The sequence below is a fragment of the Gordonia sp. 11cp genome (assembly GCF_057767225.1).
Window position 1 is genome coordinate 4445643 of the sequence record NZ_CM173437.1, and the last position, 13389, is coordinate 4459031.

Sequence of the window (13389 nt, forward strand, 5' to 3'; positions counted from 1 at the left end):
TCAGCCCTCCATCGTGTCGGGGCTATTGGCGGCTCCGCCGCCTCGCACCCAAGAGTCGACCTCGCTGGTCTGGAACTTCCACAACCGGCCTATCTTGTGAGCGGGCATGCCCTTCTCTGCAATCCAGCTGTACACGGTGTCCTTGGTGACGCCGAGATGGACGGCGATGTGCTCGGCGGACAGCCACGGCTCCGTCACTGCTACCCCTACGATTCATCGACCGATCGTGTACCGGCCTCTCGGGACTCTACCGGTTTAGCCCTGTTGAGAAGGTTCCATGCGAATATATTCGGCTTCAGGGGGTAGTGCCGCACGATCAGTTCGCACGTTACCTACCTGCCAATTGGGTTCGTCACGCCACCCGAGTGGCTTGGCACGGTCATGAGGGTGCGGCTGTAATCGCTGCGTTCCTCAGCCGCTGCTCGGAGCGCGCCTCTAAGTGATCAAGCAGATGCTGACACGCTGGTGGGGAGCCGTCGATGTCAAGACAGCCGATGGAGGCGCGGACACGGGGACCTCACTCTGATAGAGATGAGACGAAACGGGTTGAAGAAAGAGGGTCTCGAGTGGAAGCGCATCCGCGCAGGCTGAAGACGGTGTTTCGCACCGACGTGAGATTAGTAGTGCCACTGTTCCAACGTCCATACGTCTGGGATGAAGAGGAGCAGTGGGAACCGTTGTGGGACGACATCGTTGCTGCGTTCGACCGTCGGACGGATACCGACACTGCGCCACACTTTCTCGGGGCCGTCGTACTCGAGCAGAAGCGGGGGTCGCTGGGCAGTCTCGAGGTCCGTGAAGTCATCGATGGGCAGCAACGATTGACTACGCTGCAACTCATCATCGCCGCGCTGCGCGACACTTATATAGCCGAAGGCGTGACCACTCGACTGTTTAACAGGTTGCGGAAGACGCTCGAGAACGACGCCGATTATGTCGACCAACCTGGAGAAGAGTTCAAGCTATATCCAACCAATCGGGATCGTCGGCCCTACGCGGACGTGATGGGTGGACAATACCGCGAAAGTACTCCAGACCCGGCCCTCCCACGAATTGCTCTCGCATACCTGTTCTTTCGTAGCCGTCTCGAAGCATTCGTTGCGTCGTGCTCATCGAGCGAAGAGGCAGCGGAAGTCCTTGACGGCCTTGCTGAAGTCATGCTCGAGCACCTAGAAGTCGTGGTGATCGACCTGGACGGCGAGGACAACGCACAGGTCATCTTCGAGACACTCAACGCACGGGGAACGGCACTGAGGGCGTCGGATCTCATCAAGAACGCACTGTTCCGCACACTCCAGGACAGCGCCAAAGACGTAGAACGATTATACCTGGAATACTGGGAGCCTCTGGAGAGCGAGCATTGGCAGGAGGAAGTGCGGGTCGGTCGACTCAATCGTCCCCGTCTCGACGTCTTCGTCGGCTACTTCCTTACGGTGTTGCTCCAGCGTGAAGTATTGACTCACCAACTATTTCCCTCGGCCCGACGATATTTTGACGGCGACGCCGAGCGAGCCGGAGACTTCCTTGCCGAGCTGGCGCGGTATGCCGAGATCTACGATGGTCTCGATAACCGGACTATTGCGTCCGACGCCGAGAGAACCATCCTGGATCGTCTCGAAATCGTCGACACACAGACGATCACGCCGACCCTCTTGTGGCTGTTTGCGAACGCTGACGGCGGTGAACGATTTCGCGCTCTCGAACTAATGGAGGCGTACCTCATCCGCCGCGCGGTCTGCCGGCTGACTCCGAAGAACTACAACAGACTTTTCCTGGAGCTGCTGCGCCGGTTGGAGTCCGGACCAGATCCCGCGAATCTCATTGTTGAGCAATTTCTCGTCGGCCAGCGCTCGGAGTCGGGCGTGTGGCCAACAGATGCCCAGCTGACGGATTCTTTGCTTCGTCTGCCTCTTTACCGCCTTCTCAAGCGTGATCGTTTGCAGAGGCTTCTATTGGCGTTCGAGAACGAGCTGACCACCAACCGCACCGAGCCGGTGCCGATTAGCAGGAATCTCTCCGTCGAGCACCTAATGCCGCAAACATGGCAGGAGCATTGGCCGGTCGGTACATCCGCGGACGTCGCGGATGAGGAAGAGCGTCGCGATGCGCTTGTGCACACGCTCGGAAATCTCACCCTAATCACCGGATCGCTAAACTCGAGCGTCTCGAATGGCGCTTGGTCGCTGAAGCGTGATGAGATCTTGCGTAATTCGGCGCTGACGCTTAACCGTGAACTGCCGGCGGAATGGACGACCGCGCAAATCGAGGCGCGTTCGAGGTCTTTGGCGCAGCTTGCTGCAGCGATCTGGTCGCGACCGGACGACGCGCCAGTGCATGACGTCATCGACGACAGCGAGCGTGAACTGCGTCCCGATAGGGACCGCGCGCCCACCGGGGGCGCTATTAAGATTCGGCGACCGCGCCGTACCGGAGCGGGTCGCCGTGATATCGGTCAGCACATCGTCAACGCATTTATCGGTGTCGAAGCTGGCGAGGCTTTGACTATCGGTGAAATCAGCCGAGTGCCGTCCGAGCAATATCCTGCAAACGATCTGCCGTCTCAGGGGGCCATCGCCGCGCGGCTCTTTCCCAAGAGCGGCGAGCGGACAACCGTCCCAGGGATCGAAGCCGCGATGATCAATGGTCGTCGTGCGGCGAGGAAGCTGGCGACCTAGTCAGCACGCCACGACCGACCCGCTCTCGAACACATCCACCGGCATTGCCCGCCGCAGATGCCACGTGATCGCGATCTGCCGCTCACCCTGATGCGCCACGTAGTCCACGAGTCCGCGGTAACTGCACAAGAAGGACGGCCGATTCGCCATCCTCGAAATGCACCACGGTATGTATCCCGACATCACCCTCACCAGTGAGACGACCGCGGTGGGATGCTGGTCGTTGCGCTTCCGTCAGGTGAACCTGCTCGACCGCACCGAAACGGTCATGGCGGGGGAGTACGACGATGAGTACGTCGTCGAGGACGGTGAGTGGCAGATCGCCGCGTCGAAGATGACCGAACGCTGGCGGATGCGGCAGCCGCTTGCGCCGGAGGTCGAGATCACCGAGGGGACGTTTGCCGCGGATCGCGAGAATCGAGTTGGCCCGGCCGCCAGCCGTCCAGACGGACTCGGCTACGCCGGCCGCAACACAGCCACGAGAAACTCTGATTTCTCGGTGAACGGCCGGACGTCCCAGGACTCCAACAGCAGGTCCTGAGCTAAGCGGGCGGTGGCGGCGTTCTCGAGGAACTCTTCGAACGCATAGTCACGGCCGGCGCCGAATCCGATGACGGCGCGACCGTCGTCGCGGAGGTGTGCGCGCAGTCGCTCGAGCACTGTGACGCGCGTGCTCGGTGCGAGGAACGCCATAACGTTGCCGGCCGAGACGATCAAGTCGAACGGTTCATCGATGCCGCGGGCTGGGAGGTCGAGTTCGGCGAGGTCGTTCACCAACCAGCGCGGGCCCGGGTGGTCCTCTTCGGCGGCCTGGATGAGGACCGGGTCGACGTCGACGCCAACGACGTCGTGTCCGACCTCGGCGAGGTAGGCACCTACGCGGCCCGGGCCGCATCCGGCATCGAGGATGCGGGATCCGCGCGCGGCCATCGCGTCAATGAGTCGCGCCTCGCCGACCAGGTCGTTGCCCTCCCGAGCGAGGTCACGAAAACGTTCGACGTACCAGCTCGAGTGGTTGGGATCCTCGGCGACCTTCTGCATCCAGATGCTCTGTTCGACCATGCCCGCATTGTGCCAAATGCAGCGCCGCGTCCCCTGTGCAACTAAGGGCGGCTGGCAACCCGTCGGCCGCGCCGTCGCTTCGTTGCCGACACATGTCGGTAGTAGCCGTTCGATCCTGGAAGCCAGAGGAGTAGCAGTACAGCGAGTTCGACCGCGACCAGTAGAGCGTTCAGCACCTCGGCCACCGGACGGTCGTCGGCCGTCAGTGACATCAACCCGAAGACCAGTCCGACAACACCGTTGATTGTCGCCATGACGCGTGCCCACCCGAAACCTCGCGCGTTGGCGTATGCCAAGAACAACCAGAGTCCCGCGGAGGCGAGGCAAAAGGACACGATCAAACCGACCCCGATGGTGGTCCCCGTCTCGACGGCGTCGTCGATTGCGTCGAGATTCGACTGAGCGGGTCGAGGGCCGAGCCTGACGTACTGCCGCGCACGAACTTCTTCGTTGATGGACTCGACCAGTGACAGGGCGTAGAACATGCCGATCAGCTGGAGACTCGCACCGGTACACATGAATCCGACGGCCAGCCACAACGTGTGCGGTATCGAGGCCCTGCGTGTTCTCGACATACGTTCTCTGTCGCTCGTGTCGGTAGTCATGAGGTGACGATAGGGCGGCGCGACAGCATCGACGGATTTTGTTACACAGGGACCTTGCACGTCAGGTCTGACTACACAGACGTCTTTGATCAACCGCCCATGAGTCAGGATAAGAATCTACTTCGGGATCCGGCTGATCGTACTCTCCAAGAAGTCTTCAGCCATTTGGCAAATCTCAGCCGTTGAGGGGACGTCGTCGCCAAACTTGATGACCGATGTGACTACGACTGCATCTCCGGAACGCACATAAACTGCGCAGTCGGACGGTGTTATCGAACCAACAAGCACTCTACGGTCCTGCACGACCAGATCTGGAAACCAGTCCGTTCCGGAGCTGTTCAGGGCTTTGTGCCCAGATAACCCGTCCTGTGGGTGCACAATGTCGCCGACGATCTGCGAGATAGCTGACAGGTTGTCGTCGAGAAAAGTCCATTCACAACCGCGAGCTGTCTGAAAGTCAGAAGCTGCGGCGTCACTGACCGATGAGGGGTTCAGGCCAAAGTTGCGAAGCACTTCCGTCGGTACTTGAGTACATGGCTCGTATGGACTTCCATCGTTGTTGATACTCCACCGATTCGGGAACTCGGTATCGAAAGGAAGCCTAAGTCCTGCATCGTCCGTCTGGCGCATGGTCTGTATCGATATTGAAGAGCTAGGTAACGATGTGACGGCTGCCGGATCGCCTTTGGTAGAGCATCCACTGGCCAGGGCGGCTGCAACGAGACAAATTGAGTAACGACCTACAGCCCTCGCGAAGTCACGCACCAAAACCTGCCGCGCCCTCGTTGTCAGCACCCTCGATCCTGTCGGCGGCCAGTTGACACTGCTCACGGAGGCTGATTGTTCGGTTCACTTGATCAGTGAGAGTTTCTGATAGGCGCTCGAGTGACCCTCTTAGGGCTTTGTGAAAAGCACGACCCTCGACGCAGTCGCCAAACCAGTTTGCACGAGCGGCACGATCCAAGGATCTCGCTGCCTCCGCCAACTGCGTTGCCGCTGAATTTGCCGCAGCGGCCCGTCGCTCCCAGTCAACACGCTCTGATCGGAATACCGTTGCTCGTCCGTGCGGGCTGACCGGCATTACTGGGGCAGCCTCGGGAAGCAACGAATCGTCAGCGAATGGCGTGGTCATGGGTCCCCCTCCCGGTGTCGACCCTTACTGGGCCGACCCGTCGAATAGACTAGTACGACGCGCGCTCACAGTGATGGGGCCTGTTGAGATGTGGAGGGACTGGCGGCTTGGGGGTCGTGGCAGGTCCCGAGAACACCGCCTCGGAAGGCCCTCCAGAAGAACCGAGATTCGAAAGTTCTCGCCGACGATAGTCAGACGGTGCTCGGTCTCGTGCCACACATAGTCGGCGTCAACCGACCTGTGGACACCACCGCGAGAATCTCGGTTCCATGATCTAGCATCAACCGGCACGGTGATGACTGCGGGGGAGTCCGGTGATGACGACATATGTCGATGAGGTGCGGGCGTATTTGTCCGGTTTCGGTGATCCACCTCGGCTCTACAATGCCCTCCGCGATGCCACGCTCGCCGTTCCTCTCGATCTCAACGGACGCCTGTTCACGCTGGTCGAAGCCGGTATCCCCTGGATGATGGCATTCACGACGCCTGAGCGTCTGCGCGAGTTCGCCGACCTCACCGACCGCGACGTAGACGAGGTCCGCTACCTGAATGTTCCCGGTCACGCGCTCATCGACCGCGTCCTCGACCAGGCACCCGAACCCACCGGCCTCGTCGTCGACCCCGCGACACCGTCGACGATGACGTTCCCGCCGAGCCGCGAGCTGACGCCGCACTGCTACTACGACGACGAGGGCGAGGTAGTCCGATGACCGACAACCTGAAAGTCGACCCCGCCGACCTCACCAAGGCCAGCGCCGGCATCAACGGCGTGATCGACGGGCTCGCCGACACCGGCGTCGGGTCGGACTACAGCGCTGCGCTCGGTCGCGGATATGGCGACCTCGACCTCGACGGCCGCACCATCGGACACGCCGACCCCAAGAGCGGACTCGAGGAGTACTGCGACCGCTGGGAATGGGGCGTTCGAGCGCTCGTCACCGGCGCGGCCGAGATCTCGAAAGGCCTCGGACTCGGAGCCAGCCACTACGAGCGTGAAGAGGAATGGGCGGGCGACCAGCTGAAGAACTTCACGATGGACCTGATCGGTGACCCGAGCCTCACCCCGGAGGACGTCAAAGACAAGTCGTGGGGCGAGCTGTGGGAGCACAACAAAAACGCCATCACCGACCCGAAGTGGGCCCTGACGCCCGAGGAGATGGCCGCGCATCGGCAGTTGGGCCAGGAACTCAGAGGAACACTGATCGAGGACCTCGAGACCATCGCCCGCCACCAGGTCGACCCGTCGACACTTGTCACCGACACGATCGACGGCTTCGAGCGTGACGGATTCACCGCGGACTCGCCGGACACCGGGCTCCAGACCGGGCCGGTTGCCCGGCCTAAGGCCGATTAGTGGGCCTCTTCGACGCCCTCGAGGGCGGCAAGGAAGTGCTCGGAGGTCTGGTCGACGGTGCTACCGAGATACTCGGCGGCGGTTTGCGCGCTGTCGGCCTCGACAGCATCGCCACCGGCGTCGAGGACTTCGGCGACAATGTCGCGAACTCGCTGGGCGCCATGCCCGACGAGAAGAACCTCGACCAGACCAAAGACCCCAAGGAACTGATCCTCGGCGATCCTCCCGGCATCACCGCTCTCGCCGAGAAGTTCACGGGCTTCGCCGGCAACTTCGTCGCGGCGGGTGAAGGTTTACGTGGGATCTCGGTCGGTGACTGGTCCGGCACCGGCGCAGTCGAGTTCCGCGATGCCACTGGACGCCAGGTCCCGCAGTGGTTCGCAGCCGGCGACGCCGCCTCCAAAGCGGCTGCAGCGCTCTCTGGTTGGGCCGGCGTCGTCACCTTCGCGCAGCAGAAGGCCGCCGAGGCCGTCCGCATCTGGGAAGAGGGCGAGCGCAAACGGGACGAGTGGGTCGCCAAGGCCAATGTCTACAACGACGAGCTCGACGACTACAAGAACGATCGTCGCGACACCCCGCCGACACATCCGGGGCCCGACCCGTGGCCCGGATACAAAGTCGAGGCGGAGCGAATCCTGAAAGTCGGACGCGATCATCGCAACTCGTCAGCCCCGGGGGTCAAGGCCGAACTCAGCGGCGCCGCGAACATGGCACCACCCATGCCGTCTGCGTTCGAGCAGGCACGCATGACTGCCAGCGACGTCGGGACTGCCGGGCTCACCGGCTTCAACCACTTCGAAGCTGGTCTCATCGGGTCGGTCACCGAGGTTGTGAAGGGGCTGAACATGATGCTCCCGCAGAACCCGTACAACATCGCGAACCCCCACCAGTACATGCGCAACTCGGCGACCATGGTCACCGGGATCGTGCACCAGGTCGCCCATCCCGACGAGTTCGTTCGAAACTTCGCCGGGTCCGGATGGTCGACGGATCCGTCCCAGGCGCTGGGCAACGTCATCGGCAATACGGTCATGATGATCGCGCCGGGACCCAAGGGCGGCAGCCTGATAACCGGGCTCGCAAAGTCAGGCCGCAACCTCCCGACGACGCCGCCGACTCCACATATCAGCCCGACGGCACATCGCCCAGACGCCCCGCCAGCGTCACCGCACCCGACGCCCGCCCCGCACGGATCGTCGCCGAACACGCCTGGTGCCAGTCCCAGTGCCGACCTGCCCGGACGACAAGGTCCCGACCTCGCTGTCGACCACAACGCGCCTCCGGTCCCCAGAGCTGACGGTCCCGCGCCGGACGCTCCGGCACCCGAATCACCTGCGCCCGCCGGCCCACCGAATCCGGCCCCCACCCCCGACTCGGGCACACCATCGCCGGGCGCCGTCGACACTCCGCCCAGCGGGGGATCACCTGAATCGCCTGCACCACGCCCTGACGCTGCGTCCCCGGACCAACCCGTTGCCGGCGGACCTGTCGACGGCCCTGGCCCACACGCACCCAGTCCCGACACTCCGGCACCTGCGCCGAAACCCGAGCCTGCGCCGTCGCCTGTTTCGGACGGGCCGGGATCGCAGACGCCGGGACCCGCGGACAATCCATCCGGACCAAGAATCCTGGGCGACGACGACCCGCCCGGACCCAACCGCGGCGACACCACCACGCCCGCGGCCGCGCCCGGTGGCGACCATTCACCCGGCCAATCCACTCCCGGCACCAACACGGTCGACCGCGACGCCGCACCGAGCCCGACGCACCACGAACCGTCGCCGGCCAAACCCGACGAGCCCGTCGTCGGCCGGACCCCGATACGGCATGACGAGCCGGCCGGCGGCCACCCGGCAAAAGCCGACGAAGCCACGCCGGCGACACCTCATGCGCGACCAGAAACAGACGCGCCTGGTCCACGTCCGTCACCGACGTCGACGCACCCGGATGCGCCGACAACTCGACCCGACACCGTCGACGCCCCAACGCGTACGCCTGACCAGGCAGACACACCCGCAACCGGGCCCATCGCGCCGGTCGGCGCCCATCATCCAGTGTCGACGCCGCATGCCACACCGGATGCTGCGCAACCGAAGCCAGGCGCGACGCCGACCAGTCCCGGCGCTCCGAGCCGGGCAGATGCTCCAGCGGCCTCTCCGCGCACTCCCGACCACACCCCGGACCGCACACCTCCTGCGCGCACCACGCCAGAATCCACCACACCGCGCGACGTCGACCGTGGACGTCCGGTCCCGTCGAACACCCATCATGTGCCCGAACCAACCGTCCGGAACGCGCCGGAAACCACTCCCTCGCCCCGCAGCGGCCCCGACGATCGGCCGATCCCGCCGGCCGTGATTCCGGACCGCCCGTTCACACCGGAACGCCCCGCTGCGGCCAACCCACGGCCAGCGGGCCCGGACGCGCCGTCGTCCCCGCGCGACCCCGAACCGTCGAACCGACCCGACGGCGACAACCCCGACGGCACCAACTCCACCCCCGACAACGACACCGGCCAACCACACGACGCCGGGCACCCAGACCGCACCGACTCGGGCTCGACCGAGCGCGCCGACACCAGCGAAGGCAACGAAACTCCCGAGCAGTGTCGCAGCAACGGTGAGCCGGTCAACGTCGCAACCGGCGAGTACTTCCTTCCGTTGACCGACGTCGACCTGCCCGGGGTCCTGCCACTGCGGCTCACCCACCGTCATCGCTCGCGGTACCGGTGGGGACGCTGGCTCGGACCGACGACGCCGTCCACCTTCGACGCCCGTGCCATCGTCACCGACGATCTGGTGACCATCGTCGACGCCGACGGCACCATGACGAATTTCCCCAAGCCACAGGCCGACTCGGCTTCACGAAGTGTCAACGACACCGACTGGGAGCTGCGTCCGACGGCCACGGACGGGTATCAACTGACCCACATCCGGACGCTCGTGAGCTGGTTCTTCATTCCGATACCGGAACTCGACGGCGTTGATGTGCGGGCGGGGAGCATCGCGGTCTCGGCCCTGACCGACCGGCATCGCAACCAGATCCGCTTCGTCTTCGACGAGCACGGAAGACCCTCGGCCGTCGAACATTCTGCCGGGTATCGCATCGACGTGCAGTGCGACGGCGCACGGATCCTCGGGTACCGCCTGGTCGCCGGGGTGGGCGGCGTCCCCGTCGACCAGCAGCTGTGCACCTTCGCCTACCATCGCGGCCATCTCGCAGCGTCGACCAACGCCGTGGGTGCGACAACACGTTTCGGCTACGACGACGCCGGCCGAATGACCTGGTGGCGCGACTCGATCGGGATGGAGTACTGGAACCGGTACGACGACCTCGGCCGGGTGACCATCCAGTCCGGCATGAACGGAGTGTGGTCGGGGCGGTTCGACTACCAGCTCCGAACGGCAGGTCCCGGGTCGATGACGACCTACACCGATGCCATCGGCGCGACGACCTTGTACGGCATCGACACAGACAATCGGGTGCGGCAGGAGATCGATCCGCTGGGCCGGATCACCCGGACCGACTACAACGACAGTCGGCAGCCGATGGTGCTCACGGGTCCGGATGGGCTTCCGACGCGACTGCATTACAACGCGTTTGGCGATGTCGAGCGGATCGTCGGCCCCGACGGTGCTGTGACTGAGGTGAGTTACGCAGGTCCGGGGCGCCCGGACAGTGTCGTCGAACCTGGCCCGATCACTACGCAGATCACGTACACCGACAACGGAAGTCCGCTGACACTGACCGACAATGCCGGCGCGGTCACGTCATACACCTACGACGAACATGGTGCGCTGACATCGCACACGGATCCCGACGGCGTGATGGTTCGGTACCGCAACAACGCGGCCGGATTGCCGACTGAGATCACCGACATGCTCGGCAACACGACGAGGATCGCGTACGACGCGTTCGGGCGGCCGGTTGAGGTCGTCGATGCTGAGGGCGCCATCACGGTCGTCGGGTACGACGCGATGGGGAATCGGACCAGTCTCGTCGCTCCCGATGGTGGACAGTCGCGTTGGAAATACGACGGCGAAGGCAACTGCGTCGCTTACGTCGATCCGGTTGGCGCGATTACTCGTTGGGAGTATGGCCACTACGACCTACCGATCGCCCGGATCGACGCCGACGGATCGCGAACCACGTTCACCTACGACACCGCACGCAGGCTCGTCGCGGTGACCAACCCTGACGGTCTCGTGTGGAGCTATTCCTACAGCGCGGACGGCTCGTTGCAGTCCGAGACCGACTTCAACGGCGCGACAACCACGTACGCCTACGACGCAGCCGGACGACTCGCCACGCGGACGAACGCTGCCGGGCAGACAGTGGCGTTCGAGTACGACGCGGCGGGCCGTGTAGTCGCTGAACGGTGCGCCGACCTGCTCAACCCTGAGTTCGATGGCGAGGTCACCGGGTACAGCTACGACTCCGCAGGACGGCCCGAGAGCGTCGTTGGGGTGTTCGGGCGGTGGCACTCAACCTACACGGCAGCGGGAATGCCGCAGCTGACCGGTGTGAACGACGGATCGACCGATTGGATGATCGCATCGGGGTGGACCGGCGCGGGCCGCCTGGCGTCGGTAACGACGCCGACGGCGGTGCACACCCGCTACGGCTACGACCCGCGCGGAGTGCTCGACTTCATCTCGTCGGCGGGTCGTACCTGCGACATCACCACCTCAGGCACTGGCCGCGAGCAGCGTCGACGGTTCGAAGGTACAGCGATCGACTCGTCATGGGACCCAGTCGGACGGCTGGTGGGACGGTCGGTTGCGACAGTCTCTGCGAATCCGGCGACGCTGAACCTTGGTCCGAGCGGTCCAGGCGGTGGGGGACCGGAACGCACCGTCGCACGAGCCGAGTACACGTACCGCGCTGACGGGATCCTGACAGCTTCGACGACGACGCTTGCCGGTCGCGGCCGGACCGACTACCAGGTCGACGTTCTCGGGCGGATCATCGCTGCGGTCGGTGTCTCCACCTCGGAGAAGCTGACCTATGACGCGACCGGCAATATCACCAATTACGGGATCTCGGGGACCGCGCCTCCGGATGCGCAAGACACCGGCCGGTCTCCGTTCCCTGAGGTGCGAGGCGCTAGCCGAGCCTCGAAGGGTCCCCGCTGGCGATACTCCGGCACCCTGCTCGTAGACGACGGACGTACGTCGTACCGCTACGACCCCGCTGGTCGCCTCACCTCGATGAGTCGTCGAAGACTGTCGCGGAAACCCGATGTGTGGCTCTACGTCTGGGACGCTCACGATCGGCTGCGCCGCGTGAATACTCCCGACGGTACGACGTGGACGTACACGTACGACCACTTGGGACGTCGACTCAGCAAGACCAACACGGCAACCGGGGCAATCACTCGGTTCCACTGGCACGGCGAGCAGATGGTCGAGCAAACGGAGTCAACGACCGATGCGGCCGACGCCGAGTCGGACTCTGGCTTCGAGGCGACTACCTGGACGTTCGCACCTTATGAGTACACGCCCCTCGCTCAGACGCGCAGTACAGAATCGATCACGGCGATGGACGATGCTGACTCAGGGAACAGCGCACCCGACGCGGACGTGAGCCTCAACCTCAGCGCACCTACGTTCGCGCCGTCCCGGCCGGTCGAGTGGACCCAAACCGATATCGATCGAGAGTTCTTCGCGATCGTCACTGATCAGATTGCGACACCGACAGCGCTCGTAGACCCCCTCACAGGAGACGTCGCCGGGCACTCAGCGAGAACACTGTACGGGGAGAGCACGTGGGTTGGATTCTCGACGCCATGGGCGTTACCGGGTCAGTACGTGGACTCCGAGAGCGGTCTCCACTACAACCGTTACCGGTACTACCAACCAGGGACCGGAAGGTATCTGAGTCCAGACCCGCTGGGACTGGGGCCCGCGCCGAACCCGCATTCCTATCCAGACAATCCGGCGGTGAGGGCGGACCCACTGGGACTGGCACCAACCGAAGGATGCGAGAACCAGGGTGCGCGAAACCGCGGCGGTAGTCAGGTGCCTCTCACGAGTCCCCAGCAACGAGATCTGGCAAGGTGGAACGGCATGTCGCCCGATCCGTCGCTGTCCAGTCACGGGCAACCTGTCTTCAGGGACAGAAAGCGCGTGGTTTCTTACGACCGTGACAGCCACAACGGCGGTGTCTGGAAGGTGTTCAAGAACGAGCGAGCCTTCCGGAATGGCAATAGAGAAGGCACCTTCAACTTCGATCTGACCGAGAGGGTGGGCGACTGACATGGAGGAGCTGAACACACGCGTGTTCGCATTTGCAGGTCTGACAGAGGCTCAAGCCGTCTCGATTGTGTCTCGCTCAGACGGGGGACATCCGCCCCGGTTCTGGGAGTTGATCGACAATCCTCGTGACAGGCTTCTGATCGGCGATCTGGATGCGCAAACACTCGGCGACCTCGCCGGGTTGTTCCGCTCGGAGGGGGTTAGGGACGCGATCGGCGAAGCCGAGATCGAAGGATTGCTGGACTGGATATTGACCTCGTTGGGCGGCTCTGATGTCTGACGCTGCGAATGATGAGGCCGTACC

Annotated in this window: 10 protein-coding genes; 6 read left to right on the plus strand and 4 right to left on the minus strand. The window is 63.8% G+C overall.

Annotated elements, in window-relative coordinates:
- Positions 1-198 carry a helix-turn-helix domain-containing protein gene (locus AC3B6C_RS19905; protein WP_488373847.1) on the minus strand — a complete coding sequence of 66 codons (198 nt, stop codon included), beginning with the start codon at positions 196-198 and terminating at the stop codon, positions 1-3.
- Between the two features lie 368 nt (positions 199-566).
- Here AC3B6C_RS19905 and AC3B6C_RS19910 point away from each other — a divergent pair, with 368 nt between their 5' ends.
- Both AC3B6C_RS19910 and AC3B6C_RS19915 read left to right on the plus strand, forming a co-directional pair.
- The gene (locus AC3B6C_RS19910) at positions 567-2675 is read left to right on the plus strand and encodes a DUF262 domain-containing protein (protein ID WP_488373848.1); all 2109 of its coding nucleotides are present in this window, start codon (positions 567-569) and stop codon (positions 2673-2675) included.
- Positions 2676-2832: 157 nt separating this feature from the next.
- A complete protein-coding gene (locus AC3B6C_RS19915; protein ID WP_488373849.1) occupies positions 2833-3216 on the plus strand; it encodes a nuclear transport factor 2 family protein in 384 nt (127 codons plus the stop codon).
- Here the strand turns inward: AC3B6C_RS19915 and AC3B6C_RS19920 are convergent.
- The 3 genes from AC3B6C_RS19920 to AC3B6C_RS19930 all read right to left on the minus strand — a co-directional run bounded on the left by AC3B6C_RS19920 (position 3132) and on the right by AC3B6C_RS19930 (position 5173).
- On the minus strand, positions 3132-3737 hold the full coding sequence (locus tag AC3B6C_RS19920; protein ID WP_488373850.1) for a class I SAM-dependent methyltransferase: 606 nt from the start codon (positions 3735-3737) through the stop codon (positions 3132-3134). The two genes, AC3B6C_RS19915 and AC3B6C_RS19920, sit on opposite strands and share 85 nt — an antisense overlap.
- A 41-nt stretch (positions 3738-3778) precedes the next feature.
- The gene (locus tag AC3B6C_RS19925; protein WP_488373851.1) at positions 3779-4342 is read right to left on the minus strand and encodes a hypothetical protein; all 564 of its coding nucleotides are present in this window, start codon (positions 4340-4342) and stop codon (positions 3779-3781) included.
- A 117-nt stretch (positions 4343-4459) separates the two neighbouring features.
- The gene (locus AC3B6C_RS19930; RefSeq protein ID WP_488373852.1) at positions 4460-5173 is read right to left on the minus strand and encodes a DUF3558 family protein; all 714 of its coding nucleotides are present in this window, start codon (positions 5171-5173) and stop codon (positions 4460-4462) included.
- 618 nt (positions 5174-5791) lie between these two features.
- Here AC3B6C_RS19930 and AC3B6C_RS19935 point away from each other — a divergent pair.
- The 4 genes from AC3B6C_RS19935 to AC3B6C_RS19950 are packed head-to-tail and all read left to right on the plus strand — an operon-like array spanning position 5792 to position 13365.
- Positions 5792-6184 carry an SseB family protein gene (locus AC3B6C_RS19935; protein ID WP_488373853.1) on the plus strand — a complete coding sequence of 131 codons (393 nt, stop codon included), beginning with the start codon at positions 5792-5794 and terminating at the stop codon, positions 6182-6184.
- The gene (locus AC3B6C_RS19940; protein ID WP_010842607.1) at positions 6181-6828 is read left to right on the plus strand and encodes a WXG100 family type VII secretion target; all 648 of its coding nucleotides are present in this window, start codon (positions 6181-6183) and stop codon (positions 6826-6828) included. Before AC3B6C_RS19935 ends, AC3B6C_RS19940 begins: the two co-directional genes overlap by 4 nt.
- A complete protein-coding gene (locus AC3B6C_RS19945) occupies positions 6828-13085 on the plus strand; it encodes a putative T7SS-secreted protein (RefSeq protein WP_488373854.1) in 6258 nt (2085 codons plus the stop codon). The genes AC3B6C_RS19940 and AC3B6C_RS19945 overlap by 1 nt, the downstream gene beginning before the upstream one ends.
- A 1-nt stretch (position 13086) precedes the next feature.
- Positions 13087-13365, plus strand: a complete 279-nt coding sequence (locus AC3B6C_RS19950; RefSeq protein ID WP_488373855.1) for a hypothetical protein — start codon at positions 13087-13089, stop codon at positions 13363-13365.
- Positions 13366-13389: the final 24 nt, after the last annotated feature.

Coding starts and splice junctions, on each gene's coding strand:
- AC3B6C_RS19950 (WP_488373855.1), top strand. CDS start 13,087: ATGGAGGAGCTGAACACACGCGTGTTCGCATTTGCAGGTCTGACAGAG.
- AC3B6C_RS19920 (WP_488373850.1), bottom strand. CDS start 3,737: ATGGTCGAACAGAGCATCTGGATGCAGAAGGTCGCCGAGGATCCCAAC.
- AC3B6C_RS19925 (WP_488373851.1), bottom strand. CDS start 4,342: ATGACTACCGACACGAGCGACAGAGAACGTATGTCGAGAACACGCAGG.
- AC3B6C_RS19940 (WP_010842607.1), top strand. CDS start 6,181: ATGACCGACAACCTGAAAGTCGACCCCGCCGACCTCACCAAGGCCAGC.
- AC3B6C_RS19935 (WP_488373853.1), top strand. CDS start 5,792: ATGACGACATATGTCGATGAGGTGCGGGCGTATTTGTCCGGTTTCGGT.
- AC3B6C_RS19915 (WP_488373849.1), top strand. CDS start 2,833: ATGCACCACGGTATGTATCCCGACATCACCCTCACCAGTGAGACGACC.